Origin of the sequence: Kitasatospora sp. NPDC007106, from assembly GCF_040634455.1 — a bacterium.
Classification (GTDB): domain Bacteria; phylum Actinomycetota; class Actinomycetes; order Streptomycetales; family Streptomycetaceae; genus Kitasatospora; species Kitasatospora arboriphila.
In genome coordinates this window covers 1-1,612 of the sequence record NZ_JBEYFP010001139.1, presented here as the reverse complement: position 1 = coordinate 1,612, position 1,612 = coordinate 1, and the positions used below count along the sequence as shown (strand labels likewise).

Here is a 1,612-nt window from a genome sequence, read left to right as displayed (position 1 = left end):
CGCGGACGGGGCCCTCGGCGACGCCCGCGCCGGCCCGGCGGACAGCCGCCAGCCGGCGGCGGGCCAGCCGCAGCGCCATCCGGCTCAGCGGGCGGTACTCCGCGGGCACCTCCAGGATCGCGTCCGCCTGCAGCAGCGCCTTCTCGGCCAGGTCCGCGAGGTCCGCCACCAGGTGCTCGACGCCGTCCGTGCGGCGCCCGGCCGCCAGGTCCTCCCGGGTCACCCCGTGGTCGGCGAGGCTCTGCTCGGGCAGGTACAGCCGGCCCCCGCGCAGGTCCTCGGCCAGGTCGATCAGGAAGTCCAGCCGCTGCCACGCGTCGGCGAGCGCCCGGCCGGCCGCGGCGTAGCGCTCGTCCCCGCCGCCGATGTGCACCAGCCCGGCGGTCAGCATGGTGAACGGCCACGACAGCCGGTCGACGTACGCCTGGTAGTCGGCCTCGGTCGCGAAACCGGTGAAGTCCAGGTCGGCCCGCGCACCGGCGAGGTAGTCCTCGATCCAGTGCCGGGGGAGCCCGCGCAGCCGCACCGAGTGCGCGAAGGCCCGTGCCAGCGGCTGTCCGCACTCCTCACCGGCCAGCGCTGCACCGACCTGGTCCCGCCAGTGCGCGAACCGCTCGGCCCGGACCTGCGGCGCCCCCTGGTCGCACAGGTCGTCGGTGTAGCAGGCGAACGCGTAGCCGGCGACGGCGTGCGGCTGGTACGCCGCGACACCGAGCAGCCGCACCGCGGCGAACAGCGCGGGCTCGCGACGGCGCAGGAACCGGGCGGCCTCCCCGTAGTCCCGGGCCAGCGCGGCACCGACCGCCCCGGAGCCGTCCTGCCCGGCGCCGGCCGCTCCGGCACCGTCCGCTCCGGAACCGCTCACTCCGGCCACTCCGGCCTCGACGAGACACTGCCGCCACGAATACACCCGGACACCTCTCCACCCACCGCACAGGAACGCATCCATGATCGGTGACGCCCTGCGGCCGGGCCGCACCGGGCCACCCACCTGCGGATTCCCCGCCGTCCGGGCGCGCCTCGGCGCGACCCCCGACCGGACGGGGCGGGGCGCTGCGGCGCCACTCAGTCCGGCTCGTCGTCCTTGGTCGGCGGGTGCGGGTACACGGCGGACGACGGACCCATCAGGTCGTCGTCGCCGCCGTACTGGGCCGCGGCCTGCCGGCGCGCGGCGGACTCACGGTGGTGGGGAGGCGAGGCATCGAGGGCGGACCACTCCGGGTCCGTCACGTCGGCCGGCCGGTGCTGTGCGGGATTGCTGCTCATCGGACTCTCCGCCCCTGCTGGTCCCGATGCTCCCGATGCTACGCCGCGCCCGGGGCCGGGGCCCGGACGCCGAACACACCGGGGCCCCGGACGCCGTACACGCCGAGGTCGGCGGCCGTCACGCGCAGTCCGGGTGCCCCCAGCTCTCGCCGACCCGGGTGATCCGCTCGCCCTTGCCGTACCCGCGCCCGCACGGGCAGGTGCCGGGGAAGCGGGCGGCGAGGGTCCGCCGGGCCCCGCCGGACGACGCGGCCGCACCGGAGGCACCGGTAACACCGGAAGCGGCACCGGAAGCACCGGAGGCGGCACCGGAGGCCGGGCGGGAGGCGCGGGGGCGGCGGGCCGG

General features: G+C 77.5%; 2 protein-coding genes and 1 pseudogene. All 3 read right to left on the bottom strand.

The features are described from left to right. Window positions 1-865: squalene/phytoene synthase family protein (locus ABZ641_RS36545; RefSeq protein WP_359988838.1), on the bottom strand; the 865-nt coding region annotated here is incomplete at its 3' end. Window positions 866-1,065: 200 nt separating this feature from the next. Next, window positions 1,066-1,266: a hypothetical protein gene (locus tag ABZ641_RS36540; protein WP_359988836.1), complete on the bottom strand. Its 201-nt coding sequence runs from the start codon at window positions 1,264-1,266 to the stop codon at window positions 1,066-1,068. Between the two features lie 118 nt (window positions 1,267-1,384). Further along, a pseudogene (locus ABZ641_RS36535) lies at window positions 1,385-1,612 on the bottom strand (ribonuclease HI); the annotation flags it as partial.